The following is a 23,900-nucleotide window of genomic DNA, read 5'->3' as shown; positions in this document are numbered from 1 at the left end:
GTCACAGAGAGCGACATGGATCAGTGCGATAGCCGCTCCCGATCACCGCTTGCGCGCTCGATATGGCGGATCGCGGCCAGGATGTCGCGGTCATTGGGATGCCGCTCGAGCGCCGCTCGCAGTGCGGCGATGGCCTCGGCGGATTGTCCGGCGCGCTCCAGCGCCAGAGCCTGAACATAGGCGTAGCGCGCGTTCTCGGGCGCCAGCCGGACGGCCTGTCCAAGCGATTCGACCGCCGCCGGGAGCTGCCCCTGGCGGACTCGTAGCAACCCGAGCGCGTGATGGAGACTGGCCGCGTCCGGCAGGCGCTCCAGCCCCTGCTGGAGTACGACCTCGCCGTCGGTGTCCCGCCCCAGCGCACGGTAGAGATCGGCGAGATTGACATAAGCGGGCGCAAAGTTCGGATCGAGCCGCAGCGCGGTGCGATACGCCTGTTCTGCGGCCTCTGGCTGTCCCAGGGCGCTATCGAGCAAACCGAGGTTGAGATGCGACTCGGGGCGCTCGGCGTTGGCGAGCTGGGTCGCGCGATACTCATCCAGCCCCTGCGCCAAGCGCGCCCGCACATCCTCGGTCAGCTCGACACCGGCCAGGGGCGCCAGGATCCGCGCCGCCTCGACGCGCACCGCCAGCACGGCATCCTCCAGCCGCGGCCACGCCAGTTCCATCCGGGTGCCTGGGTCGGTCTGATCCAGAACGCCCAGGGCCGCCGCGCGCACCAGGTCGTCCGGATCTTTCAGCAACGGGTGGAGACGCTCCAACCGTGCGGCATCCAGCGGACCGTTCAGCAGACTCAGCGCCGTCGCGCGGGCGATGTTCGGTTGATCGGCATCCGTCGCTAAGGTCAGAAGTCGGGCGTCGGCATCAGGCGCGCCGGTGCGTCCGGCCTGGAGGGCCTCGCCGAAATGCGGGCGCCGGCTGATGGCGGCGCCGTACCAGTCCAGGGTCGTCTGCTCGGCCCAGTCGACCGTTCGGTCGGCATGACAGCCGTTGCAGACGTTGGGTGTGCCGATCTTGCGTGTCAGATCCGGGCGGGGAATGCGCAGGCTGTGATCGGCGCGCGCGTCGACCACCATGTAGAGCGTCTGCGGCATGTGGCAGGCGATACAGGAGGCGCCCTCGGAGCCAACGGGATGATGGTGATGGCGCTCCGTGTCGTAACGCTCCGGCTGATGGCACTGAGCGCAGACCCGGTCGCCGGGGGCCTTGAGGGTCAGACTGTGCGGGTCGTGACAGTCGGTGCAGGTCACGCCGTGCTGGTACATCCGGCTTTGGAGGAAGGAGCCGTATTCGTAGACCTCGCCCTGGATCTGGCCGTCGGCGTGATAGAGGCCGGTGTCGAGTAGGGCGAGTCGATGGCTGTCGCCGAGCGGTGCGTCCGGTGTTACGCCCTCGCGGAGCAAGCCCCGTCGTGAGTGACAGCGAGCGCAGACGTTGAGTTCGCGATGCGTCTCGCGCGCGGGCGAGCGTCTGGGACGGCCAGTCGCGTCATCCTGGAGCCAGACCGCGCCTTTTTGCTCGTCGAGCGCGACCGTCAGCCCCTTGTCTCGGTCCCAGGCCGGCGTGCCGTCGCCCCGATCCGAGCGCACCTGTGCGACATGGCGCGCGCCCGGCCCGTGACAGGCTTCGCAGGCGACATTGATCTCAGACCAGGTGGTCCGGAAGCTGTCGGTGGCCAGGTCATAGCCCTTGCGCAGATTGGTCGAATGGCACTCGGCGCACTGATAGTTCCAGTTCTGCTCGCGGCCGGTCCAGTGCAGTGGATGGGTCGCGTCGAGGCGTTCGTCCGGATAGAGCTGGAACCAGCGCTGACCGCCGTCCTCACGGTCGCGGCTGTCCCAGGCGATCCCCAGACTCTGGAGCCGCCCGCCGGGGAATTCGATCAGATACTGCTGGAGCGGTCGCCGACCGAAGGTATAGCGGATCGGATAGGTCTCGGGCGCGCCGCCCGGACCTTCCGTTTCGACCCAGTAGCGTCCGTCCCGGCGGAAGAAGCGCGAGGTCAGGCCATGCGCGGTGAAGGCGGCGTCGTTGAAGTCGCCCAGGACGGTTTGCTCACCGGCCTCGGCCATCGCCTGATCGTGATAGGAGCCACTCCAGCGCGCAGCTTCTTGGGAATGGCACTCGGCGCAGACCTGAGCGCCGACATAGGCGGGTTCGGCCGAATCAGCGACAGCGGACGGACTGGCTGCGCGGTCTCCGTCCGCCGCCTGGACCGGCATCCACGCCAGCCATGACGCCAGCCCCAACGCCAGTACCAGCGTCATTACTGCTGGTTTTCCTTCAACCGTCGCGAACCCTCGATCAGCGGATGCCAGCCGAAGACCAGCGAGAGATTGAAGCTGTCCATCTGCATGTCGCCGGGGTTGCTGTCGTTGAGCGTGGACTTGTAGCCGAAGGTGAGTTGCAAGTTCTCTTTGATGCTGTAGCCGAGGGTGAAGCCAAGGCCGAAGGTGTCGTTTGCATCCCCCTTCACACCGTCGATGGTCGCCGCGCCGCCGTTGAGCCAGACCGCGTCGAGCGAGCCCCAGAGATGCTCGGTGAAGTCGCGTGTCAGGTGGGCGTCGAGCTGGAACATGGGCTCGGTCTCCAGGGTCTGCCCGACATAATCGCTGTTCTCGCCAAACAGCCAGACCGACGGCAGCAGCTCCAGCGTGGTGCGCCGACCCGGCACCCAGGCGCCGAGCTGCCAGGTCATCGGCAGCGCCACGCGCCCGTACCAGCGATTCATGCCGATGTTCAGCGTCTGGTCGTTGTCGTACTCGCCGATCGGCAGGGCCAGATCGGCGAGCAGGTGGAGCGCGAAGCCCGGCTCGTAGCGCATCGCGTCGGGGATATCCTTCTGCGCCGACGGGCCGATGAGGTTGATGGCGAACTCGAGCGTCGGATCGCCGAAGCCGCTGGCCGATTGATTGAAGGTACGCCCGTTCAGGCTGACATCGCCCGAGATCCGCCCCATCGGCAGGAAGATGGCGGCCAGCGCCGAGCGGTCGAACAGCGAGAAGGTGTGGCCATAGCCGACCATCGCCAGGGTGGCGTCGAAGTCCGCGCCCGGCGTGACGGTATGGGCCGGATCGAAGGGGTTGGTGTTGCCGTTGATCGACTCGACGATCAGCGGCACGGCCGTGGAGCCGGACAGGGTGTCGAGATAGAAGCGCGCCGGGGTCTGCGCCTGGACGGCGAGCGGGCCGAGCGCGCTCAGGGCAAGCAGTGCGGCGGCCGGCAGGCGCGCCCCGCCGGCGCGCGTCATCGAATCTGTGTCCTCGTGCATGAAGGCTCTCTCTAGTCTGTCGTTAGGGGAGAAAAGCTCAAAGCTTAGGGCTTGGGATCGGCCAGCAGATCCTCGGGCGCCACGAACTGGCGCTTGTAGATCAGCGGCGGATAGCCGGCATCGTCCGGGACGCGCATCGGCAGGGTGTCGTCCAGGGTCTCGAACATGGAGCGGTCGGGCAGAATCACGTTGTGCCGGCGCACATAGTCGTCCCAGAGCGCCAGCAGCGCCTTGAGCTTGTCGGCACGCTTGGCGGCGAGATCATGCCGCTCGGCGGGGTCGTTGGCCAGATCGAAGAGTTCCCAGTCGCCGGTGCCGAAGGGCTTGTGCTGCCAGCGCAGCTTCCAGTCGCCCTGACGCAGGGCGTGGTTGCCGAAATTCTCCCAGGCCAGGGTGTCGCGTGCGGTGCGCGGCGACTCAGCGCGTCCACTCAGCACCGGCAGCCAGGATTTGCCGATGAGCGGCGGCAAGTCGCGGCCGTTGAGCTGTTTGGGATAGCGAGCGCCGGCCACCTCCAGCAGCGTCGGCATGATGTCGGCCACATGCATGAGTCCGTGATTGATGCTCCCCGCCGGTCGCTCGACCACCGGGCCGCTGACGATGAGGGCGTTGCGAATACCGCCTTCCGCGGCCCAGCCCTTGTATTGGCTGAAGGGGGTCATGGAGACCTGCGCCCACATCGGGCCATAGCCGACATAGGAGCCGGGGTCGCCCCAGGCGTTGGGATGGGTCTGCGACCATTTGATGGCGGCGAACAGGAAGTCGCGCGCCCCCGGATTGCCCGCGATCATCTGGAACAGATCGGTCCCCTCGGCGCCGTTGTCGCCGAAGACGATGAAGATCGTGTTGTCGTATTCGCCGATCTTTTTCAGATGGTCGATGAGCCGACCGACATGAAAGTCCAGGTTTTCCACCATGCCGGCATAGAGTTCCATCTTCTTGCCGGACAGCGCCCGAGCCGCCGGGGCGAGCGTGATGGGATCGGGGATGAACCACATGCGCTCGGCGAGCTGGGTGCCTGCGGGCATGATGCCAAGGTCGATCTGACGCTTGAGCCGCGCCTGCCGCACCGCATCCCAGCCCTGGTCGTACTCGCCCACATGGCGCTTGCGCCACTCCTTGGGCAGATGGAAGGGATCGTGAGGCGCCTGATGGGCGACATAGGCGAAGAATGGCTTGCCGTCGGCCCGGTTGGCATCGATGAAGCCGATCAGCTTGTCGGTGTAAGTCTTGGTGGCGTAGTAGTCCTTGGGCAGCTTGGTGAGATAACGCCCGTCCTCGGTGAAGACCGACTTGGGCGCGGCGCCGGTGATGTTCGTCATGTCCCAGTAACTGCCGCCGCCGTCGAGCAGCGAGAAGTCGCGCTCGAAGCCGCGCGCGGCCGGGATCTGATCCGGCTGTTTGCCCAGATGCCACTTGCCGACCATGTAGGTGTGATAACCGACGTCGCGCAGCAACTGCGGCAGCGTGGCCACGCGATCATTGAGATAGCCCTCGTAACCCGGCACACCGCGCTGGTTGGGCGCGGTCCACTCGTCCATGTTACCCAGACCGTTCTGATGGGTATCCACGCCGCTCAACAGCGTCGAGCGGGTGGGCGAGCAGGTCGCGTTCGTATAGAAGTTGGTGAAGCGCACCCCTTCGTTGGCCAGCGCGTCGAGGCTTGGCGTGCGGATCTCGCCGCCGAAGGAACCCATGTCGGAGAAGCCCAGGTCGTCGCCGAGGATGACAACGATGTTCGGGCGGCGCGTCGTGTCCGCCGCCAGGGCGTCGGGCGGGAGGCTCCAGGCGGCCAGGAGTCCGGCGAGCGCGAACAGGCCCAACAACCGGAGCATCGGTTGACGAGACAGGAGCCTTGTGTCCTGTCTTTCGGTGCGGCTTCCGCCGTCAATCAAGTGTTGTCTCACGGCTTGTGCTCCTGTCGTGATCGGGACATCAACAGCATTCTGCATTGTAACGCGCCTCTTCGTCGGTCTATTGCGGGAACAGCAGGGTCAGCTGCACCCGCAGACCCCAGCCCTCGGGGCCGTTCTCCGGGGCCTCGGCCCAATACTTCGCGCCGACCGCGAGCTGAAGGATCTGCGGACCCAGCTTGAACAGTTGTCCGACCTGCGGAATCACCGAGACCGACCATTGGTCGCGTTCCCAGTCGTAGGTGGATTCCGAGACCAGGCCCAGGGTCGTCTGGGTGTGGGTGGTATAGCTCAGAAACGGCTGGAGATAGGTGGCATTGACCGCGTCGCGGTCGTCCGCACCGGCCAGGGACCAGAGATGGTTGGCCAGCAGACCGAACGTCCATGGCCCCGTCTGCTTCAGAACCACGCCGGTCGGCCCGAGACCCCATTGCTCGGTGCCCAGCACCTCTTCGGTCGCTGTCGGCAGCAGCATCACCGGCCCCGCACCCCAGATCCAGCCGCTCGCGGTCGGCGCCTTCGGCGAAAAGAACAGACTGAGGGTGCTGTCGCCAAGGCCCGACTCGTTCAGCGCCTCGACCGGGAAACCGCGTTGCTCGACGAGCGGTACGATGGTGCGCGTGATCAGATTCCAGTCCTCGTTCAACGCGAACGGGATAACCGGCTGGATCACCAGCCGGTCGCTGGTGGCCCCGTCATTGAACCCGCCATAGGTGTCGGTGTTGTATTGCAGCGGCACACTGATCAAGGAGGCGATGGGGTTGGCCAACTGCTTGGCCAGATCCGCCGCCTCATCGGCCTGGACCCAGGTTGGAAGCATCAGCGCGGCGGCGAGCGACACCGGCAGGCACAGCGATCTGTTACATCTCATCGGCATGGTGATGACTCGTCGGTTTGAATCTTTGAATCGCGGATTACCAGAGCGGCCCCAGCATCAGATAGATGGCCTGATCGCGGCCTTCCGTGTTGCCGTAACCGAGAAAGAGCGGCCCCAGCGGGGTGTCCGCCGCCAGGAAGAGGCTGCCGGCCAAACGGGCGTCGGTGAATTCGATCGCATCGCGCCGATCCCAGGTATTGCCCAGTTCCAGTGAGGCGCCGGCATAGACGGGCACCAGCACATCGTTGAGCCGGTAGCGGTACAGGCCGCGCAGCAGTCCCAGATGCTGACCGCTCAGGGCGTTGCGTTCGAGCCCGGACAGTCGCATGAAGCCGCCGAGCTGGAACAGCGCCTCCACCGGCGCATCTTCGTCCAGGGTCGTGGCCAGGGTGACGCCGCCCTGCAGGGCATGTCGGCCCCGGCTCATGACCGCACTGTAGTTGAACAGCACCTGATCGTAGTCGGAACTGGCGCCCAGGCTTTCGCGCGAGCTGGTCAGGGACAAGCTACCCAGTGAGCCGCGGCTGGGGAAATAGTAGTTGTCGTAGGTATCGATGGCGCCGAGCAGGCTGAGCCGGCCCACATCGAAGTCGTAATCGACCAGATCCGGGGCGCCGACAGTGACCTCGGCGTCCCCGACCGCCCGGTCGTACATCAGGTGCAACCGGCCCCAGGTGTCGAAATTGCGTCCGAACCTCAGACGGGCGCCGAGACGACTGGTGTCGTATTCGGCCAACGCTCGGTCCTGATCCTGATCGAACAGGCGGAACAGTCTGGACTCATACCCCAGATCGCCGCCCACGAACCATGTCTGAGCCGGATCCAGCGGATAGTAGACCTCGGTGATGAACTGCTGCTCCTCGCCCAGACTGACGAAGGTGCGCCACTCGCCGGCATTGGCGCCGAAGGGGGTCAGGGTGACGGCGCCGCCGAGGTTGAAATCCGATCCGTCGCCGAAACTGGTATAGAGTTGCAGTCCCGTCTGCAGCGAGCTGGTGCCCCAGGATTTCTCCTGAGCCCGCACCACCACGCCATGCCGCCCGTCGCGCTCCTCCAGCCGATAGCCGATCTTCTCGAAATGGCCCAGGCCATAGGCGCGCGCGATGCCGGCCTCCAGACGATCGACGTCCAGCGGATCGCCCGGCCGCACATCGAACTGGGCCTCGATCACGGCATCGCTGATCGACGAATTGTTCTCGATCTCGACGAACGCCAGACGCTCCACGGGCGCGGCGCCCTGTCTCGGGTTGGGGTGGGCGGCAAGGTAGCGGGCATAGGCGTCCGGCGACACACCCAGGCCCGCCAGCCTGTGCATATGGTCGCGGGCGGCCCGTTCGCCGATGGCGATCGCCTCGGCAGAGCGTTTGAAGTCGCCGCTACCGATCCCGGCCTCATCGAGCGGCGGCACGATCAGCAGATCCCGCTGGGTCAGGGACGCGATCTGGCGTTCCGTGTTGCCACGGGTGAGAAAGCCGGTGAGCTGCTCGACCACGCCGAGCACCGATTTGATGTCTTCGCGGGTGAGCAGCGGGGTGCTGATGTCGACGGCGATGACGATGTCGGCGCCCATCTCGCGCACTACGCTGATCGGCAGGTTGTTGGCCATGCCACCGTCGACCAGGGTCCGTCCGTCGATGTCCACCGCCGCGAAGGCGCCGGGAACCGCCATGCTGGCCCGGACGGCTTGGGCGAGATCGCCGCGCTTGAGCACGACTTCGTGGCCGGTGGCGATATCGGTCGCCACCGCCCGATAAGGGATGCGCAACCGGTCGAAGTCGCGCACCTCGGACACCGGCAGCAGCAGCCGGCGCAGTACCAGGTCGAATTTCTGGCCCTCGACCAGCGCCATCGGCAGCCGCACCTCGCCATCCTTGAGGCCGGGTTTGTGCTTGATCAGATTCAGCTTATCGTCCTGCTTGCGACGAAAGGTCCGTTCGTCGCGCGGGGTGGCGTCGGTGAACACCTCGTCCCAGTCCACTTCCTGCAGGGCTTGGGCGATCTCGTCCGGGGTCATGCCCGAGGCATAGAGGGCGCCGACGATGGAACCCATGCTGGTTCCAGCGATGTAGTCCACCGGAATCTTCAGCTCCTCCAGCACCCTGAGCACGCCGACATGGGCCGCGCCACGCGCGCCGCCGCCACTCAGGGCCAAACCGATCCGTGGGCGCTGGGCGGCGGGGGCGGCGTCGGCGCTCGCCATCAGTCCGGCCGGCGCGCCGACGCCGATCGCGCCGTTACAGAGCCAGCCGGCGACGGCGAGGACGACGACGATCAGGGGCCTTTGGAGCATGAATGGTCTCCGAAGATCAGCGGACGCCGACCCGATTCACGGGGCCGCCCAGGTTGCGTCCGACACCGCCGCTGTAGCCGACCCCGGCCTTGCCGGCGCCCGCTCCGGGCAGCACCCCGACACCTGAGGCGGGTCCGCCCACACCGCCGGCCCCGACACCGGGCGTCACCGCCCGAGCCGTGGTGCGGCGCGCCACGCCTGCATAGCTCACAGGTGTCGCGGGTGCGCCTACGGCGGCTTCAGCCGTGGCCATCAGGCTGAGATGAGTCCCGGAGCCGAGCGACCCATCGAGCAGCCAGCCACCCGTGGCCAGAGCGAGGATGGCCAGTTTTTTCAGTGACTTGCGGGTCATTGGTCGTCTCCAGTGGCAGCGTCCGGGGGCAGCTCGTCGAGATCGATGAGTTCATGAGCTTCGAGCTTCTGCGCGTCTTTGGGCGGGGTGAAGGCAAAGGCATCGGCCGCCGGGGTGACGCCGGTCTTCCAGTCCTTGACCTGTAGCGTGTACTGAGGCGCGCTGTTCAGGGTCTTGCTGGTGATCACAAGCTTGCGCGGGATGGGCCGCTCGCCCACTTCCACCCAGAGCTGCCAGTCGGTGTCGCGGTTGCGGAAGGCCAGATGCTCGCACTCCACGCCGTCGATGATGCCGCGACCAATGTGCTTGGCCTCCAGGATGCCGTCGGTCAGCACCGCATAGGCATTCGTCAGCAGCAGATCGGCGCCCGGCAGGGCGATGCCCTGGCCCGCGCGCAGCGCCTCGATCAGGGCATCGACGCTCTCGGGTCCATCGAACTGGGCATAGACGTTGCGGGATTTGCCGAGCACGCTCACGGTCTGGCCGTCGAAGACCAACTCCACGTCCGCGTAGCCGCCGGTCCGATGGGCGCGCAGCTTATCGGGTCGGCTCAACAGCGCCCCGCCGGAGTTGGTGAACTGGATCTTCTCCAGTTCCGGGGTGATAACCTCGATGGAACTGTCGAAGCTGAACTCAATGCTCGTCTGGCTGCCCACATAGTCCGTCATCGACTTGAGGATGGCCTGGGCGTCCCCTTCGCGGGCCTGGGCGAGTGAACCCGTCCCGATCAGTGAGGCCGCCAGGATCAGGGAGACGGCGCCGAGGCGGGCGCGCCGAGGGGCTGGAACGCTTGGGATGGATGTCGTCATGGCATGAATTTCCCGAGGGTTGGGTCCGAATGAATCAGAACGATCATGGGGCGAGTGGTCTTGTGCAGCGATCCCTCGATCCGGGGACTTATTGAACCTGCACCACCACATACCGGCTACCCGATGGCTGATAGTAGGTGGCCCCGCAGCGATGCAGGGTCGTTCCCTCGATGATGACAGTGGTGCAGCCGGCAGGGAGCGTCGCGCGATACACGGAAGTGGCGTAGATGGTGCGGCGTGTGGTGCGGCGGGCGACACCGGCATAGCTCATCGCCGTTGCGGGCCGACCCACCACGGCCTGCGCCTCCGAAACCAGAAAACCGCCATCGAACCCGATCTCCGCGACCAGACCGCCGAACAGGGCGGCGGAGGCGATGAGACCGGCCTTGAGCCTTGACTTGAACATCCGTCGGCTTCCTCTCTGAAGTGAGTGGTTGGTTGGACGTCGAACCTGAAGCGCGCTGCCGGTGGGCCATGACAAAGATCAATCGCCTTCGGCGCGCCGATTATGTCGAATTGACCGGATGCGTGATTGACATTTCACGACATTTTCGCGCCCCTAGACACGCGCCGGATTCAGGTATCGCGCCGGCATGAGGAGCGCCAGGCGGCGGGGGGGGCCCCGGACCAGCGACGAAAGGCCCGGGTGAAGGCGGTGACATCGGCATAGCCGAGCGTGATTGCCAACTCCTGCATGGGCAGTTGCGTGTCGCGCAACAGTTGGCGGGCGATCCGGTAGCGGGTCTCGTCGAGCAGCACCTTGAAACTCGTGCCCTCGGCGTGCAGCCGACGATTGAGGGTGCGGCTGTGCAGGCCGAAGAGCGCCGCGACCGGCTCCAGACGGAGCTCGCTCGCCGGCGCACCGGCGATTAGGAGTCGACGCAGTACCTGCTGAATGTGCTCATGCAGACCGACGTCGCGGAAGGCCGTCAGTGCCTCGACCTCGCGCAGTCCGTCGGCATAGGCACGCGCGTCCGATCCGGGGAGCTGTCGGCTGAGATCCTCGGCACGGAAACCCACGGCGGCGTATTGGGCCGCGAAATGCAACCGGGTCTGGAAATGGTCGCGATAAGGCGCCTTGTCCGCGGGCGGCGGACGGTGCAGCCAGACGGCGCTGGGTTGCCAGCCCGGACCGGCCAGTGACTTGAGAATGTTGTGGATTATCGCCACCGCGCCGTCATAGATCTGCTCGGTGCCCGGCACGTCCGGCCAATGGATGACATAGCCGAGCATCGCTTGGTCGCCGCGTTCCCAGAGCAGGGGCACGGCCCCGCGGTCGTGCAGATGCAGGTGCAGGATGAAGAACCGCAAGGCGCTGCCCAGATCCGGCGCGGTCTGGGCGATCTCCCCCAGGCCGCCCAGCGCATCCAGCCCTGAGCGCCGCCCGAGCTCCAGGCCCAGATGCGGGCAGCCGGTCGCCCGCGCGCAGTGCTCGAGCAGGCGGCCCAGCACCGGAAAGGGCAGAGTCTTGTCCGGATCGTCGAAGGCGGTCGGGTCGGCGCCGCCCGCGCGGATCACTTCGTCCGGATCGACACCCATGGCCGCGAGCAGTGACGGCAGACGCAACAGCGGCGCCATGCGCACCGCCCCGTCGTCCACCAGAGCCAGGCCGGTCGACCACCGGCGGGGTCTGGGATCACAGAATTCCAAGGGACGCAACAAACAGCCAAAGTGCATCAAAATTCACAATATGTGCCATAGAGACGGATCGATAGTGCTCGATCATGTTTCAATACTCACGATTTACATAATTTGCAATTTTAATAGATCATAATTCCGTAAACTTCCCCCGCTCCACACTGGCGGTCTCCGCGTGCCCTTCATCCAACGAGCACGGGAGCGACCTCCAGACATCCGAATTCCGAGCTGGTAAGCGCCGTCCCCATCCTCGGCGTCGCGCTCCCCTGACTGTCTCTGCCGGATTAGCTGTCTATGGCAACCATCCTAACCGCCGTGGGCTTCATGGCCACGCTGGGTCTGCTGCTCGCCCTGATGTTGGTCATCGCCAACAAACGGCTCTATGTGTTCGAAGATCCGCGGATCGATCAGGTCGAGGATCTGCTGCCCAAGGCCAACTGCGGCGCCTGTGGCGAGGCCGGCTGTCGGCCCTTCGCCGAAAAGCTGGTCAAGGGCGAGATCGACCCGGCGCGCTGCACCGTCAACGCCAAGTCGATGAATCAGATCATCGCTGACTTCCTGGGCGTCGAGCTGAGTGCGCGCGAGCGCTGGGTGGCGCGTCTGGCCTGTGACGGCGGCGGCAATGTCGCCTATCTGCGCGCCAACTACAGCGGACTGCCGTCCTGCCGCGCCGCCGCGCTGGTCTCGGGCGGCGGGCGTGGCTGCACCTGGGGCTGTCTGGGCTTCGGCGACTGTGAGGTGGTGTGCGACTTCGACGCCATCTACATGAACCGCCAGGGCATCCCGGTCGTCATCGAAGACAAATGCACCGCCTGCGGCGAGTGCGTCACCGTCTGCCCCAAGGATCTGTTCGAACTGCATCCGGTCAGTCACCGGCTGTGGGTCGCCTGCAAGAACCTGGAGTTCGGCGATCAGGCCGAGCATCACTGCGAAGTCGCCTGCACCGCGTGCGGGCGCTGCGTCCAGGACTCACCCGAGGGCTTGATCCAGCTCCAGGACAACCTCGCGGTGATCGATTATTCCAACAACGCACTGGCCTCCAAGGTCGCGATCGAGCGCTGCCCGACCGGCGCCATCGTCTGGCTGGAGGCCGATGGAACCGTCGTCAAGGGACGCGACGCGCGCAAGGTGCTGCGCAAGGGGACAAAGGGCGCCTTGCCGGCCGTCTGAGGTCGCGCGAGGTGGCGATGGCCCGCGCCCGTAAACCGCCGTCAGAGCGGTCGCGGCCGGGCGACTCGACATCGAATCGGTTGTGAGCCGCTGACCTGCGTCCGACGGCTCCCCTTAGAGAATCAACAACAGAGAAGGCCCATGTTCGGAAAGAAAGACGAAAAGCAGTTCAAGTACCCTGGCACCCGTATGGCGATGGACGGCAACAGTGCTGTCATCATGTGCGAGCGCGAGGCCTCCGATGCCGCTGGTGCCTATCCGATCACGCCTTCCACGCAGATGGGTGAGTATTGGGCCGAGGAAGTGGCCAATGGGCATCTGAACATCTCGGGCAATCCGCTGATCTTCGTCGAGCCCGAGTCCGAGCACGCGGCGGCCGCCGTGACCGCCGGCATGTCGATGACGGGACTGCGCGCTACCAACTTCTCGTCGGCGCAGGGCGTGGCCTTCATGCACGAATCGCTCTATACGGCGGTCGGCAAGCGCCTGCCCTATGTGCTCAACATCGGCTCGCGCGCCATCACCAAGGCCAGTCTCAACGTCCACTGCGCCCACGACGACTATCACTGTATCGACGACACCGGCTTCTTCCAGGTCTTCGGCAAGAACGCCCAGGAAGCGGCTGACCTCAATCTGATCGCGCGCAAGATCGCCGAGCTGACCCTGACGCCGGCCGCCGTCGGTCAGGACGGCTTCCTGACCACGCACCTGATCGAGCCGCTCAACGTGCCCGAGCGCGCGCTGGTCGAGGAGTTCTGCGGTCGTCCCGACGACATCATCGAGTGCCCGACCCCAGCCCAGCGTCTGGTCTATGGCCCGACCCGCCGCCGCGTTCCCCTGGTGTGGGACGTCGACAACCCGGTCAGCTCGGGCACGGTGCAGAACCAGGACGCTTACATGCAGGCCGTCGCCGCACAGCGTCCGTATTTCTTCGATCACATCGGACCGATCGCCGATCAGGTGATGACCGAATACTACGAGCTGACCGGGCGTCGCTATGCGCGCGCCCTGGGCTACCGCTGCGAGGACGCCGAGTACGTGATCGTCGGTCAGGGCAGCATGGTCGTCCAGGCGGAGGCCGTGGCCGACTATCTGCGCGAGACGCGCAAGCTCAAGATCGGCGTCATCAATCTGACCATGTTCCGTCCCTTCCCCGGCGAGCTGATCGGCCGGATGCTGCAGGGCAAGAAGGGCGTGGCGATCCTGGAGCGCACCGACCAGCCGCTGGCCGAGGATCTGCCGATCATGTGCGAAGTGCGCGCGGCGCTGGCCAAGTGCATGGAGAACGGCATGGTCGGCAAGGGCGAGGAGATCCCCTATGCCCCGTACCCGACCTACAAGGCCGGCGACATGCCGCGCCTCTACTCGGGCTGCTATGGTCTGGGTTCGCGCGACCTCCAGCCGGAAGGGCTGATCGCCGCCGTCGAGAACATGATTCCGGGCGGCTCGGGGCGCAAGTTCTTCTATCTCTCGATCGATTTCATGCGCGATGCGGCCGATCCCAAGGACGAGATCCGCATCCAGCAGTTGAAGGATGCCTATCCGCGTATCGGCGAGCTGGCCCTGCGCGGCAGCGAGAACCCGAACCTGTTGCCCAAGGGCGCGGTGACGGTGCGTATGCACTCGGTCGGCGGCTGGGGCGCCGTGACCACCGGCAAGAACCTGGCGATGACGCTCTATGATCTGCTGGGTTACGACATCCGCGCCAATCCCAAGTACGGCTCCGAGAAGAAGGGGCAGCCGACCACCTACTTCCTGTCAGCCGCGCCCGAGCCGATTCGTCTCAACTGCGAATACACCTATGTCGACGTGGTCCTGAGCCCGGACCCGAACGTCTTCACCCACTCCAACCCGCTCGCGGGGCTGCATCGCGGCGGACGCTTCGTCATCCAGTCGAGCCTGGAGAACGCCGAGCAGGTGTGGGCGAGCTTCCCGCCGGCGGCGCGCAAGTTCATCGTCGACAACGAGATCCGCGTCTACTACATCGACGGCTTCAAGATCGCGCGTGAAGAGGCCTCCAACGCCGAGCTGCAATTCCGCATGCAGGGCAACGCCTTCCAGGGCGCCTTCTTCGCCGCTTCGCCTCTGATGGAGCGCGCCGGACTGGATGAGACCGGTCTGTTCGCCGCCATCGAGGAGCAGCTGCGCTCCAAGTTCGGTGCCAAGGGCGAGCGCGTGGTGCAGGACAACCTGCGCATCGTGCGCCGTGGTTTCGACGAGATCGTCGAGATCACCGACAAGCCGCTGGTCGCCGGTCAGCTCATGACCCGCAAGGCGCCGAGCCTGCCGATCATGCTCAAGGCGCTGCCCGAGGGCGATGGCCGCATCGCCGACGTGCATCGTTTCTGGGATCAGACCGGCGCCTTCTACGCCAGCGGCCGCGGCAGCGACAACCTGACCGACCCGCACATGGCCCTGTCGCTGATGCCGGCCTCGACCGGCGTCTATCGCGACATGACCCAGATCCGCTTCGAGTATCCGAAGTTCCTGCCCGAGAACTGTACCGCCTGCGGCAACTGCTTCTCGATCTGTCCGGACAGCGCTATTCCGGGTCTGGTCAACAAGGTGTCCGACGTCTTCGCCACCGCGATCAGCCGTGTCGAGCGCGGGATGCCGACCCAGTATCTGCGCCGCGAGACCCGCAACGTCGAGAAGCGTCTGCGCGAGCTGGTCGAGACCGCCGGTGAGACGGCCGACATGCGCACGCTCATGGATCAGGCTGTGCTCGAAACCCTGGCCGCCTTCAGCGGCGAGCCGGAGCAGAAAGCCATCGCCGAGAAGGAATTCGGTCTGATGATGGAGGCGCTCGGCGACTATCAGTTCGCCATCACCAAGCCCTACTGGACCAATCGCGAGAAGAAGCAGAAGGGCAGCGGCGGTCTGTTCAGCATCACGGTCAACCCCTACACCTGTAAGGGCTGCATGGAGTGTATCGAGGTCTGTAACGACGGCGCCCTGGTCGCTGAGCCGCAGACCACCGAGAGCATCCAGCAGATGCAGAACCGCTGGGCCATGTGGCTGGACCTGCCGACCACCGACCCGGACTTCATCCGCATCGAGGATCTCGACGACAAGGTCGGCGCACTCGAAACCTTGCTGCTCGACAAGAACAACTATCAGTCGATGGTCTCGGGCGACGGCTCCTGCATGGGCTGCGGCGAGAAGACCGCCGTGCATCTGTTCACCGCCACGGTGACGGCGCTGATGCAGTCGCGCGTCAAGAAGCACCTGGCTGAGATCGACGACCTGATCAACCGTCTGGAAACCCACATCCGGCTCAAGCTGGCTTCGGGCATGGATCTGTCCAACTCGGCGGCGATCGCCAAGGCGCTCGACAGCCACAAGGACGCCGATCTGACCCTGTCCGGTCTCTCGGCCGAACTGGTGCATCAGGGCGCCCAGCCGGTCGATCCGGACTGGCTCAAGTGGGTCACGGGTCTGCTGGCCAAGCTGCGTCATCTCAAGGCGCAGTACACCGACAAGCAGCCGCGCGCCAACATGGGCTTCGTCAACGCCACCGGCTGTACCTCGGTCTGGGGCGCGACCTTCCCGTACAACCCCTATCCGTTCCCCTGGTCGAACAACCTGTTCCAGGATTCGCCCTCGGTGGCCCTGGGTCTGTTCGAGGGACACATGCGCAAGATGGGCGAGGGCTTCAAGGCCATTCGTCAGGCGCGCATGGAGCTGGACGGTCAGTTCAAGCTGAACGATCCCGCATGCGAGTTGAGCTATTTCGGCTGGAAGGACTTCAGCGACGAAGAGTGGCTGCTGTGTCCGCCGGTGGTCGCGGTCGGCGGCGACGGCGCCATGTATGACATCGGCTTCCAGAACCTGTCGCGTGCGCTCATGTCCGGCACCCCGGTCAAGATCCTGGTGGTCGACACCCAGAGCTATTCCAACACCGGCGGTCAGTCCTGTACCTCGGGCTTCGTCGGTCAGGTCGCCGACATGGCGCCCTACGGCAAGCAGTGGAAGGGCAAGACCGAGATCCGCAAGGAGATGGGCCTGATCGGCATGGCGCATCGCTCGGCCTTCGTGCTCTCCAGCTCGGCCTCGCACCTGACGCACCTGCTGGAAGGCTACATCGATGGTCTGAACGCGCGCCGTCCGGCCCTGTTCAACATCTACACCTCGTGCCAGCCCGAGCACGGCATCGGCGACGACATGTCCAACAAGCATGGTCGTATGGCCGTGGAGTCGCGCGCCTATCCGCTGTTCCGCTTCGATCCGGACGCCGGCACCAGCCTGGAAGAGTGCTGCTCGATCGAGGGCAACCCGGACATCGACCGCGACTGGATCAGCTGGACGCTCAAGTACACCGACGAGAAGGGCAACCCAGCCGAGATGGAAGTGCCTTTCACCTTCGTCGACTTCGCCATGATCGAGGGTCGTTTCCGCAAGCACTTCCGCAAGGCGCCGCCCGAGACCTGGAACGACACCATGGTTCCGGTGCACGAGTTCCTGGATCTGGCCGAAGACGAGCGCGATGGGCTGCATCCCTACGTCTGGGGCGTGGACGGCAAGAACCGTCTGATGCGCGTCCTGGTCGCTCAGGAACTGATCCATAGCTGTGAGGAACGTCGGTCCTTCTGGACCCAGTTGCGCGGTCTGTGTGGCGAGCTGAACAAGGTCGACGTCGAGTCGGTGCGCCAGCAGGCCAAGGCCGAGATCGCCCAGAAGCTCACCAGCAGTCTGCTGGCACTGGCGGTCGGCGAGGGCGGACTGTCCGGTCTGGCCGGCGCGGCGCCCTCCAACGGCGCGGGTCACAACGGAAATGGCGCGGCGCATCCGGGCGCCAACGGCTCGGGCAACGACAGCGCCGAAGGCTGGGAGCCGGTGTGGGTCGAGACCCCCGAGTGCACCGCCTGCGACGAGTGCGTCACCATCAATCCCAAGATCTTCAAGTACAACGGTGACAAGAAGATCGAGATCGTCGATCCCAAGGGCGGACCCTACAAGGACATCGTCAAGGCAGCCGAGAAGTGTGCCGCCGGCTGCATCCATCCGGGAATGCCCTGGAACCCGGCCGAGGCGGGCGTCGACAAGCTCGTCAAGCGCGCCGAGAAGTACCAGTAGGAGACGGTGATGAGCGCGAACCGCATCGGTTACGACCGATGCGGTTCGCGACGCTCACCCCATCCTACGCGGGGCCGGCGAGACTCCGTGTTCTCTTCGCGTCCTGTGCGTCTTTGCGGTTCCAATTTGAGTGGATCTTGGTATGAAGCATCAAGCAGCGGCACTGGGTTCCAACTGCGCGCCCGACGCCGGGCATTCCAACCTGATACAGCGGATCAGCATGGGTTTCACGCGGCTCCTCCATGGTCACAAGACCTTCGACCATGGCATCTATCCGATCGAGCACAAGGAACTCACGGCCGGCAAGCCGATCCGCCGTCTGCCCTTCGCCGACGAACTGGTCATTCCGTTGCAGCAGCACAAGGGCCGCGCCTCGGTGCCGATCGTCAAGGTCGGTCAAGAGGTGGTGCGCGGCGAGCCGATCGCGGTGGCCGATCATTTCGTCTCGGTGCCCATGCATGCGCCGGCGACCGGCGTGATCCGGGCCATCGGTCTGGCACCGACCGCCGAGGGGCCGAAGACCCAGGCGATCTTCCTCAAGGTCTATCATGCCGCCAGTCAGCAGGTGCTCTACGGCAGCGAGTGCGAACCCGAGCACATGAACGTCAAGGACATCATCCAGGCGGTTCAGGATGCGGGGCTGGTCGGACTCGGCGGCGGCGCCTTCCCGAGTCACGTCAAGATGCAGCCGCCCGCCGGTCGGGTGATCCATACGCTGCTGGTCAACGGCTGCGAGTGCGAGCCGTATCTGACCTGCGACCACCGCATCATGCTGGAGCAGACCGAACATCTGATCCGGGGCATCCGGATCGCGCTGCGGGCCACGCGCGCCGAACGCGCCATCATCGGGGTGGAGGACAACAAGCTCGATGCCGTGAGCCATCTGCGCGCGCGCATTCCCAAGCATCTGCCGATCACGGTCGAGGCGGTCCGGAGCAAGTATCCGCAGGGCGCCGAGAAGATGCTCATCACCGCGCTGCTCGACGCCGAGGTTCCGGCCGGCGGTCTGCCGGCGGATGTCGGCGTGGCGGTGTTCAACGTCGGTACCCTGGCGCAGATGGGCGAGCTGGTGCCGCTGGGACGGGGTCTGATCGAGCGTGTGGTCACGGTCAGCGGGCCGGCAGTCAAGAATCCGGGCAACTTCCTGGTGCCGATCGGCACCCCGGTGCGCTTCCTGCTCGATCAGGTCGGGCTCAAGGGACCGCTGGGGCAGGTGATCCTGGGCGGGCCGATGATGGGCATGGCCGTGTCCTCGCTCGATGTGCCCGTCACCAAGTCGGTCTCGGGCGTGGTGGCGCTGGAGCCGGAAGATCCGGCGCTGGCGCGGCGTCAGGTCTATCCCTGCATCAAGTGCGGCGAGTGTCTGCGCGCCTGTCCGGTCTCGCTCAATCCCTCGATGCTCGGTGAGCTGGCGGTGGCGCGCGAGTATGGCGTCATGGCTGGGCAGTTCAACCTCGATCAATGCTTCGAGTGCGGTTGCTGTGCCTTCGTCTGCCCGTCCAATATTCCGCTGACGCAGTATTTCCGTATCGCCAAGTCGATCAATCGCGATGCGCTGCGGCGGGATGAGACCAAGCAAACCCGGCACTGAGCGGCTTTGAATATCCCCCTCTCCCCAACCCCTCTCCCGCGAGGGGAGAGGGGTTCAGGCGTGCCGGCACCGAGCAACCACTGAATTATTGAAGACTGATGACTAACCATGTCTAGAGGCATCGAAATCCGGACATCGCCCCATCTCAAGCGGGTGGTGACGGTCGACAAGATCATGCGCACCGTGGTGCTGGCACTGCTGCCGATCGCGGCCTTTGCGGTGTGGCAGTTCGGGCTGAGTGTGCTGCTGCTGCTCCTGACCACGACCGGCGTCGCCATCCTGACCGAGTGGGGCTTCGCCCGCGCCGGCGGCCGGGGCAACACGGTCGCGGACTGGTCGGCGGTCATCACCGGCCTGCTGCTGGGGCTGACCCTGCCGCCGGGCTTTCCGCTGTGGATGGCGGCGGTGGCCGCCTTCGTCGGCATTGCGCTCGGCAAGGCGCTGTTCGGCGGTCTGGGCTACAACGTCATGAATCCGGCCCTGGTCGGACGCGCCTTCGTGCAGGCGGCCTTCCCGGTGGCCATCACCACCTGGACGCCGGCTTTCGCGCCGGGCCGTTTCACCGAGGTCATCCCCTCGACCCTGACGCTGCCCTTCATGCAGCCGATCCCGGTCGGCGACTGGATCGCGAGTCTGAACCTGGACGGCTGGAGCGGAGCCACGCCCCTGGCGATCCAGAAGTTCCAGCACATCGAAACGCCGATCATGGATACCTTCAGCGGGATGATCGCCGGTTCGGCGGGCGAGACCTCGGCGATCCTGATCCTGATCTGCGGTCTGTGGCTGGCCTGGCAGCGGATGCTCGACTGGCGCATTCCGGTCAGCGTCATGGCCGGTGCGGTTCTGGTGGCGCTGCCGTTCTGGCTGCTCGATCCGAGTCTCTATCCGAGTCCCTGGTTCGTGCTCTGCTCGGGCGGGCTGATGCTGGGCGCCTGGTTCATGGCCAGCGACATGGTGGCTTCGCCGGTGACGGCCAGCGGCGTGATCCTGTACGGACTCTTCATCGGTGCGCTGACGGTCGTCATCCGGCTATTCGGCGGTCTGGTCGAGGGCATCATGTACGCCATCCTGCTTGCCAATGCGCTCGGGCCGCTGATTTCGAGTTGGACCCAGCCGCGCGTTTACGGCTCCAAATAGAGTAGGGTAGAGATGACGACCGAAGTACAGATTCAACCTCGAGCGGCGACCACGCCGGCCTGGGCCATGCTGCGCACCCTGGGCGGCATCGCGCTGATCTCCGGGCTGCTGGTGGCCCTGGTCTACCAGTTCACCCTGCCGATCATCGCTGAGAATCAGCGTGTCCTGACCGAGAAAGCGGTGTTCCGCGTGCTGCCGGGCGCGGTCGGCAAGCGCGATTTCGTCATCACGCCCGAGGGCGGACTGGCGCCCGCCGAGGCGGGTGCCAGCGGCGATCTCATCTACGGCGCCTATGATGCCGAGGGCCGGTTACTGGGACTGGCCATCACCGGCTCGGGTCCGGGCTATGCCGGTCCGGTCAAGGTGATGTTCGCCTATGACCCGAGCTGCGACTGCATCACCGGCAGCAAGGTGCTCCAGTCCAACGAGACGCCCGGTTTCGGCGACAAGCTCGACTTCGACCCCGACTTCCTCAAGAACTTCGAGGCACTCGACGCGCGTCTGGATGCCGCCGGCACGGCGCTCGCCAATGCCATCGTCACCGTCAAGCACGGCACCAAATCCGAGCCTTGGCAGATCGACGCCATCACAGGCGCGACCATCTCATCCAAGGCGATGGGCCGCGCGGCCAACAGCGCCGCGCAACGCGCCGTGCCGGCCATCGAGCGTGATCTGGCCGTGCTCACGTCGCCACCCTCGCCCTGAACAACCGAGAGAGCCACTGCGAGACTCCGAGTCATGCCTGAATTGCTCAATCCACAAGAAAAACTCACCCCGGACACCTTTTTGCGCGGTCTGTGGCAGGAGAACCCGGTGTTCGTGATGCTGCTCGGCATGTGTCCGGTGCTGGCGGTCACGAGCACGACCCTGAATGCCATTGCGATGGGACTGGCGACCACCTTCGTGCTGGTCTGCTCCAGCCTGCTGATCTCGCTGCTGCGCAACTGGATACCCAAGCAGGTGCGCATCGCCAGCTACATCGTCATCATCGCCACCTTCGTCACCATCGTCGACTATGCCATCCAGGCCATCAGCCTGGAGCTGTACGCGGCGCTCGGCGCCTTCATCCAGCTCATCGTCGTCAACTGTGTGATCCTGGGCCGCGCCGAGGCCTATGCCTCCAAGCAGCGGCTGCACACCACCCTGGTCAACAGTCTGGGCATGGGTGTGGGCTTCACCCTGGCGCTGCTGGCGCTCGGCACGGTGCGCGAGGTGCTGGGCAATGGCACCCTGCTCGGTATTCCACTCTTCGGGCCGGATTTCCAGCCCTGGCTGGTGATGATCCTGCCGCCGGGCGGCTTCTTCGTGCTCGGCGTTTGGCTGTTGCTGTTCAACTGGCTGCGTCAGAGCAAGGTCCGCCGCGCCGCGCAATTCTCGGGAGCACCCGTCGATGCACGCTGAACCTCTGTCGCTGATCTTTCTCAACGCCGCCATCGTCAACAATTTCGTGCTGGCGCTGTTTCTCGGCATCTGTCCCTTCCTCGGCGTCTCGGGCAAGAAAGAGACGGCCTGGAACATGGGGCTGGCCACGATGTTCGTGATGCTGGTCAGCTCGGCCGCCGCCTATGGCATCAACTGGCTGCTGACCCAGCTCGGGCTGGAGTTCCTGCGGCTGATCTGCTACATCGCCGTGATCGCCTCGGCGGTGCAGCTGGTCGAGATGTTCGTCAAGAAGACCAGTCCGGCGCTGTTTCGCTCGCTCGGCATCTTCCTGCCGCTCATCACAACCAACTGCGCCATCCTGGGTCTGGCGCTGTTCCAGACCTCCAAGGAATACGACTTCGTGCAGAGTCTGGTCTATGCGCTGGGCGCGGGTGTCGGCTTCACGCTGGCGCTGATGCTGATGGCCGGTCTGCGCGAAAAGCTGGCGCTGGCCAGGGTGCCGAGCGTCAGTCAGGGCGCGGCCCTGAGCCTGATGCTGGCGGGGCTGCTGTCGCTGGCGTTCATGGGCTTCGCCGGACTGGGAGGCGGGCATGGTTGAGATACTGCTCGCGCCGTTGGTCGTCTTTCTGGCGCTTGCCGGCTGGGTCGGAGTGCAGCAGCTCTATGCACGCTTTCAGGCCCGCTATCCGCAACTTGGCCCCTTCCGCGACTCGGGCGGGGGCTGCTCTTGCACCAAGGGGCACTGCTCCTCTAAAAACGCTTGCTGATTCGCACCGATCCGCTCGGTTCGCGTTTCTCTCGATCACATCAATGCACCCTCTCGCGTCCAGCCAGCGGTCGCCAGAGTGAAGGAGTGACTGGATGAGTCAACAAGACATCAAATACATCGGCCCGACCGCACCGGCGGTCATCAAGGCCAGCCAGCGCATCACGCCCGAGACCACGGATGAGGTGCGCCACATCACGCTCGAGGTGCTCGACCCGGCCTTCCAGTTCGTCGAGGGCCAGAGCATCGGCGTGCTGGTGCCTGGACCGCACGACTTCGGCAACGCGATGCACGTGCGCCGCTACTCGATCGCCAATGCGCGCAACGTCCCTGTCGGCGGCGGGGTGCATCTGGACATCCTGGTGCGTCGCTGTTTCTACCTCGACGAAGTCAGCGGCGAACGCTATGCGGGCGTGGCCTCGAACTATCTGTGCGATGCCAAGCCGGGCGACCAGATCACCATCAGCGGTCCCTATCTCAGCCCCTTCCGCATGCCGCTCGACAACCGCGCCAATCTGCTGATGATCGGCACCGGCACCGGCATTGCGCCCTTCCGCGCCTTCGCTCAGCTCATCTACGAGCGTCGCGGCGACTGGAAAGGGCAGGTGCGGCTCTACTACGGCGGTCACAGCGGTCTGGACCTGATGTACGCCAACGATGAGACCAGCGACCTGACGCACTACTACGACGAGAAGACCTTCCAGGCCTTCCGCGCGCTGGGCACGAAGCCGCTGATGAGTTCCTCGCAGGCGCTGGAACAGGGTTTGACCGAGCACGCTGCCGAGGCCTGGCGTCTGATGCGCGAGCCGAACACTCATGTGTTCCTCTCCGGTCTGAGCAAGGTCACGCAGGCGTTCGATCGGGTCATGGCCAAGCAGGCCGGCTCCGAGGCGGAGTGGAAGCAGCTCAAACAGCGGTTGATCGAGGATGGGCGCTGGTCGGAGCTGATCTACGACTGATCGAGTGTGATGGTAGGTGCGGTCGGATGCTCCGGCGTGGAGTCTCCGCCGCCCGTGATCTTGCGCGATCGCACGCTCGACCGCATGATAGATTGCACGCTCACCTGCCAACCCTGGAGTCCGTCGTGACCACCATTAGCGCCAATGAACTGAAAACGAAGGGCGTTGCCGCGATCGAGGCGGCTTTGGCTGGACAGTCGGAAGCCATTGTCTCGGTGCGTGGCCGAGATCGTTTCGTGGTCATGGATCTGGACCATTACCACTACCTGCGTGAATGCGAGCTGGAAGCGGCGCTTGTTCAGAGTCGAGCGGACTTGGCGGCCGGGCGTTTCACGGAAGGCACGGTCGAGGAACACATGCAGCGTATCGACTCGCTGCCGGACCCAGCGCAATGAGTTTTCGGCTGGTTTTCACTCAGCAGTACGAGCGGCGCGCCGAACGCTTCATCAAACGCCATCCTGAACTACGCCGGCAATACCAGAAAACCCTGGAGTTGCTTGAAGCCAATCCCTTCCATCCCTCGCTGCGCTTGCATCCGCTCAAAGGCCGTCTGGCTGGACTTCACTCGGTTTCGATCAACCTGTCATATCGCATCACGCTTGAGCTGTTGATCGAAGATGATCGAATCGTGCCGGTGAATGTAGGCGACCATGACGCCGTGTATTAAGCAA

Annotated in this window: 20 protein-coding genes; 11 read left to right on the top strand and 9 right to left on the bottom strand. The window is 65.1% G+C overall.

From position 1 onward, the window contains the following. Window positions 1-20: 20 nt before the first annotated feature. The 9 genes from HW932_RS18255 to HW932_RS18215 all read right to left on the bottom strand — a co-directional run bounded on the left by HW932_RS18255 (window position 21) and on the right by HW932_RS18215 (window position 11,087). Window positions 21-2,264, bottom strand: coding sequence for a tetratricopeptide repeat protein (locus HW932_RS18255; protein WP_176977912.1), 2,244 nt, complete (start codon window positions 2,262-2,264; stop codon window positions 21-23). Next, the gene (locus HW932_RS18250; protein WP_176977911.1) at window positions 2,264-3,268 is read right to left on the bottom strand and encodes a transporter; all 1,005 of its coding nucleotides are present in this window, start codon (window positions 3,266-3,268) and stop codon (window positions 2,264-2,266) included. The genes HW932_RS18255 and HW932_RS18250 overlap by 1 nt, the downstream gene beginning before the upstream one ends. A 44-nt stretch (window positions 3,269-3,312) precedes the next feature. Further along, a complete protein-coding gene (locus HW932_RS18245; RefSeq protein WP_176977910.1) occupies window positions 3,313-5,103 on the bottom strand; it encodes an arylsulfatase in 1,791 nt (596 codons plus the stop codon). Window positions 5,104-5,242: 139 nt separating this feature from the next. Further along, on the bottom strand, window positions 5,243-6,052 hold the full coding sequence (locus HW932_RS21915; protein WP_246296925.1) for a transporter: 810 nt from the start codon (window positions 6,050-6,052) through the stop codon (window positions 5,243-5,245). Window positions 6,053-6,095: 43 nt separating this feature from the next. Continuing rightward, window positions 6,096-8,348 carry a patatin-like phospholipase family protein gene (locus tag HW932_RS18235; protein WP_176977908.1) on the bottom strand — a complete coding sequence of 751 codons (2,253 nt, stop codon included), beginning with the start codon at window positions 8,346-8,348 and terminating at the stop codon, window positions 6,096-6,098. A gap of 16 nt (window positions 8,349-8,364) precedes the next feature. Then, window positions 8,365-8,700 carry a hypothetical protein gene (locus tag HW932_RS18230; protein WP_176977882.1) on the bottom strand — a complete coding sequence of 112 codons (336 nt, stop codon included), beginning with the start codon at window positions 8,698-8,700 and terminating at the stop codon, window positions 8,365-8,367. Continuing rightward, on the bottom strand, window positions 8,697-9,509 hold the full coding sequence (locus tag HW932_RS18225) for a DUF2092 domain-containing protein (RefSeq protein ID WP_176977907.1): 813 nt from the start codon (window positions 9,507-9,509) through the stop codon (window positions 8,697-8,699). Before HW932_RS18225 ends, HW932_RS18230 begins: the two co-directional genes overlap by 4 nt. Window positions 9,510-9,597: 88 nt before the next feature. After that, window positions 9,598-9,915, bottom strand: a complete 318-nt coding sequence (locus tag HW932_RS18220) for a hypothetical protein (RefSeq protein ID WP_176977906.1) — start codon at window positions 9,913-9,915, stop codon at window positions 9,598-9,600. Window positions 9,916-10,085: 170 nt separating this feature from the next. Next, window positions 10,086-11,087, bottom strand: a complete 1,002-nt coding sequence (locus HW932_RS18215) for an AraC family transcriptional regulator (protein WP_176977905.1) — start codon at window positions 11,085-11,087, stop codon at window positions 10,086-10,088. 354 nt (window positions 11,088-11,441) lie between these two features. On the opposite strand from HW932_RS18215, the gene HW932_RS18210 reads away from it, so the two are divergent. From HW932_RS18210 to HW932_RS18160, 11 genes are all read left to right on the top strand, one after another. Beyond that, window positions 11,442-12,317 (top strand): RnfABCDGE type electron transport complex subunit B, encoded by an 876-nt coding sequence (locus HW932_RS18210; protein ID WP_176977904.1) that lies wholly within the window; start codon window positions 11,442-11,444, stop codon window positions 12,315-12,317. A gap of 141 nt (window positions 12,318-12,458) precedes the next feature. Continuing rightward, a complete protein-coding gene (locus HW932_RS18205; protein WP_176977903.1) occupies window positions 12,459-17,393 on the top strand; it encodes a 2-oxoacid:acceptor oxidoreductase family protein in 4,935 nt (1,644 codons plus the stop codon). A 220-nt stretch (window positions 17,394-17,613) separates the two neighbouring features. After that, window positions 17,614-18,984 (top strand): electron transport complex subunit RsxC, encoded by a 1,371-nt coding sequence (gene rsxC, locus HW932_RS18200; RefSeq protein WP_176977929.1) that lies wholly within the window; start codon window positions 17,614-17,616, stop codon window positions 18,982-18,984. A gap of 108 nt (window positions 18,985-19,092) precedes the next feature. Beyond that, window positions 19,093-20,121: an RnfABCDGE type electron transport complex subunit D gene (locus HW932_RS18195; RefSeq protein ID WP_176977902.1), complete on the top strand. Its 1,029-nt coding sequence runs from the start codon at window positions 19,093-19,095 to the stop codon at window positions 20,119-20,121. Between the two features lie 12 nt (window positions 20,122-20,133). Continuing rightward, complete coding sequence (locus tag HW932_RS18190; RefSeq protein ID WP_176977901.1) at window positions 20,134-20,826, top strand: RnfABCDGE type electron transport complex subunit G; 693 nt, start codon at window positions 20,134-20,136, stop codon at window positions 20,824-20,826. A 33-nt stretch (window positions 20,827-20,859) separates the two neighbouring features. After that, complete coding sequence (gene rsxE / locus HW932_RS18185; RefSeq protein ID WP_176977900.1) at window positions 20,860-21,522, top strand: electron transport complex subunit RsxE; 663 nt, start codon at window positions 20,860-20,862, stop codon at window positions 21,520-21,522. Further along, window positions 21,512-22,102, top strand: coding sequence for an electron transport complex protein RnfA (locus HW932_RS18180; RefSeq protein WP_012970391.1), 591 nt, complete (start codon window positions 21,512-21,514; stop codon window positions 22,100-22,102). Before rsxE ends, HW932_RS18180 begins: the two co-directional genes overlap by 11 nt. Further along, window positions 22,095-22,271: a hypothetical protein gene (locus tag HW932_RS18175; RefSeq protein ID WP_012970392.1), complete on the top strand. Its 177-nt coding sequence runs from the start codon at window positions 22,095-22,097 to the stop codon at window positions 22,269-22,271. Before HW932_RS18180 ends, HW932_RS18175 begins: the two co-directional genes overlap by 8 nt. A gap of 94 nt (window positions 22,272-22,365) precedes the next feature. Then, window positions 22,366-23,229, top strand: a complete 864-nt coding sequence (locus tag HW932_RS18170; protein ID WP_176977899.1) for a ferredoxin reductase domain-containing protein — start codon at window positions 22,366-22,368, stop codon at window positions 23,227-23,229. 125 nt (window positions 23,230-23,354) lie between these two features. After that, window positions 23,355-23,624: a type II toxin-antitoxin system Phd/YefM family antitoxin gene (locus HW932_RS18165; RefSeq protein ID WP_176977898.1), complete on the top strand. Its 270-nt coding sequence runs from the start codon at window positions 23,355-23,357 to the stop codon at window positions 23,622-23,624. Then, window positions 23,621-23,896 (top strand): type II toxin-antitoxin system RelE/ParE family toxin, encoded by a 276-nt coding sequence (locus HW932_RS18160; RefSeq protein WP_176977897.1) that lies wholly within the window; start codon window positions 23,621-23,623, stop codon window positions 23,894-23,896. The genes HW932_RS18165 and HW932_RS18160 overlap by 4 nt, the downstream gene beginning before the upstream one ends. Window positions 23,897-23,900: the final 4 nt, after the last annotated feature.

The sequence above is a fragment of the Allochromatium humboldtianum genome, assembly GCF_013385175.1.
In the GTDB taxonomy this organism is placed as follows: domain Bacteria; phylum Pseudomonadota; class Gammaproteobacteria; order Chromatiales; family Chromatiaceae; genus Thermochromatium; species Thermochromatium humboldtianum.
Note: the sequence above shows the minus strand (reverse complement) of the source record. Positions and strands in the feature narration are given on the sequence as shown.

Bases quoted from the DNA above. Each gene is read 5' to 3' on its own strand.
- rsxC (WP_176977929.1), top strand. From the start codon at position 17,614: ATGGGTTTCACGCGGCTCCTCCATGGTCACAAGACCTTCGACCATGGC.
- HW932_RS18210 (WP_176977904.1), top strand. From the start codon at position 11,442: ATGGCAACCATCCTAACCGCCGTGGGCTTCATGGCCACGCTGGGTCTG.
- HW932_RS18235 (WP_176977908.1), bottom strand. From the start codon at position 8,348: ATGCTCCAAAGGCCCCTGATCGTCGTCGTCCTCGCCGTCGCCGGCTGG.
- HW932_RS18205 (WP_176977903.1), top strand. From the start codon at position 12,459: ATGTTCGGAAAGAAAGACGAAAAGCAGTTCAAGTACCCTGGCACCCGT.
- HW932_RS18220 (WP_176977906.1), bottom strand. From the start codon at position 9,915: ATGTTCAAGTCAAGGCTCAAGGCCGGTCTCATCGCCTCCGCCGCCCTG.
- HW932_RS18195 (WP_176977902.1), top strand. From the start codon at position 19,093: ATGTCTAGAGGCATCGAAATCCGGACATCGCCCCATCTCAAGCGGGTG.
- HW932_RS18180 (WP_012970391.1), top strand. From the start codon at position 21,512: ATGCACGCTGAACCTCTGTCGCTGATCTTTCTCAACGCCGCCATCGTC.
- HW932_RS18245 (WP_176977910.1), bottom strand. From the start codon at position 5,103: ATGCTCCGGTTGTTGGGCCTGTTCGCGCTCGCCGGACTCCTGGCCGCC.
- HW932_RS18170 (WP_176977899.1), top strand. From the start codon at position 22,366: ATGAGTCAACAAGACATCAAATACATCGGCCCGACCGCACCGGCGGTC.
- HW932_RS21915 (WP_246296925.1), bottom strand. From the start codon at position 6,052: ATGAGATGTAACAGATCGCTGTGCCTGCCGGTGTCGCTCGCCGCCGCG.
- HW932_RS18190 (WP_176977901.1), top strand. From the start codon at position 20,134: ATGACGACCGAAGTACAGATTCAACCTCGAGCGGCGACCACGCCGGCC.
- HW932_RS18175 (WP_012970392.1), top strand. From the start codon at position 22,095: ATGGTTGAGATACTGCTCGCGCCGTTGGTCGTCTTTCTGGCGCTTGCC.
- HW932_RS18215 (WP_176977905.1), bottom strand. From the start codon at position 11,087: ATGGCGCCGCTGTTGCGTCTGCCGTCACTGCTCGCGGCCATGGGTGTC.
- HW932_RS18230 (WP_176977882.1), bottom strand. From the start codon at position 8,700: ATGACCCGCAAGTCACTGAAAAAACTGGCCATCCTCGCTCTGGCCACG.
- HW932_RS18160 (WP_176977897.1), top strand. From the start codon at position 23,621: ATGAGTTTTCGGCTGGTTTTCACTCAGCAGTACGAGCGGCGCGCCGAA.
- HW932_RS18250 (WP_176977911.1), bottom strand. From the start codon at position 3,268: ATGCACGAGGACACAGATTCGATGACGCGCGCCGGCGGGGCGCGCCTG.
- rsxE (WP_176977900.1), top strand. From the start codon at position 20,860: ATGCCTGAATTGCTCAATCCACAAGAAAAACTCACCCCGGACACCTTT.
- HW932_RS18255 (WP_176977912.1), bottom strand. From the start codon at position 2,264: ATGACGCTGGTACTGGCGTTGGGGCTGGCGTCATGGCTGGCGTGGATG.
- HW932_RS18225 (WP_176977907.1), bottom strand. From the start codon at position 9,509: ATGACGACATCCATCCCAAGCGTTCCAGCCCCTCGGCGCGCCCGCCTC.